Raw genomic sequence first — 1,496 nt, 5'->3', positions numbered from 1 at the left:
AACAACGATGATCTGGTCACGGCGAAGTACTTCTCCGACAACTCCGGTTACACCTCGGCGGTGGGCAGCAGCTACGACTCGGCCGGTCGGATCACGTCCGATTGGGCGCGTACGCTCGGCGCCGGTAAGCCGGATGGTTGGTGGCGGTTGAACCCGGCCGGTGGCACCGAGGTCGTCGACAATTCCGGCGGCGACAACACCGCCACGGCCACGAGCGGGGTGACCTGGTCCGGCGGCGCGGGCGTCTTCAACGGAACGACCGGCTGGGTGACCGCTGCGAAGCCGGCGCTCGACACGACGAAGAGCTTCAGCGTCTCCGCCTGGGTCAAACTGGCCGGCAACACGATCGGGCAGACGGCGGTGTCCCAGGACGCGTCGGTGAACTCCGGCTTCAACTTGATGTACATGAAGGGCTCGAACCGCTGGTCGTTCACGAGGAACCTGACTGACACGACGAACTCGGGTTCGGCGACCGCACTGTCCACTGCCGCGCCCACGCTGAACACGTGGACGCATCTCGTCGGCGTCTACAACGCCGCCAACGGCCAGATGACGTTGTACGCCAACGGAACCGCGCAAGGAACCGCGACGGATACCACCCCGATCGCCGCGAACGGTCCGCTGGTCATCGGCCGGGAGCGCTACAACGGTGCGAACGACCTGCCGTTCAACGGCTCGATCGGCAACGTGCAGACCTACCAGCGAGCGCTGAGCGCTGCCGACGTGTCCAGCCTCTACGGCAACGGTCAGGCCGGTCGGCCGCTCGGCGACGTGAACAACACGACGACGTACACCTATGACCAGCGTGGGCTGAAGTTGTCCGAGACCGATCCGCTGGGCAACATCGAGTACTACGAGTACGACGAGTCCGACAACCTCGTGGTCACCACCAGCGCCCCGGTCAACGCCGAGTCCAACGGCGGCACCCCGGTATCGTCGAGGCCGGTTACCACGACCGGCTTCGACACCTTCGGTGACGAGGTCGAACTGCGCGATCCCGACGGCAACACCACCGTCATCACCCGCGACGCCTCCGGCCGCCCGGTCACGACCCGCCTCCCGGACTACACCCCACCCGGCGGAACGAAGATCACCGCCACCGTGTCCAAGACCTACAACGGCTCGGGCAACATCACCTCCACCACCGACCCGCTCGGCAAGGTCACCACCTACCTCTACGACCAGCAAGGCCGGCTGTCCAAGGCCACTGAGGCCAACGGCGCGATCACGACCTACGCGTACGACCTCAACGACGACCTGCTGCGTACGGTCAATCCGCTCGGCGCCGCCACCGAGGCCACCTACGACTACCTGGGGCGCAAGGTCACCGGGTCGGTCTTCGAACGCGCGACCTCCAGCACCATGACCAGCTTGTACGCGTACAGCAGTGCCGGGTTCCTGCAGAAGGTGACGCAGCCGTCCGGGTCGTACATCAATTACACGACGAACTCGGCGGGTGACACGACGGCGGCGACCGACGCGGCCGGCAACGCCAC

1 protein-coding gene is annotated in these 1,496 nt (G+C 66.0%); it reads left to right on the top strand.

The features are described from left to right. Positions 1-1,496 (top strand): LamG-like jellyroll fold domain-containing protein (locus AB0M47_RS42740; RefSeq protein WP_363424774.1); only part of this gene is annotated, 1,496 nt, incomplete at both ends.

Source organism: Hamadaea sp. NPDC051192 (genome assembly GCF_040682475.1).
Lineage (GTDB): Bacteria > Actinomycetota > Actinomycetes > Mycobacteriales > Micromonosporaceae > Hamadaea > Hamadaea flava.
Note: the sequence above shows the minus strand (reverse complement) of the source record. Positions and strands in the feature narration are given on the sequence as shown.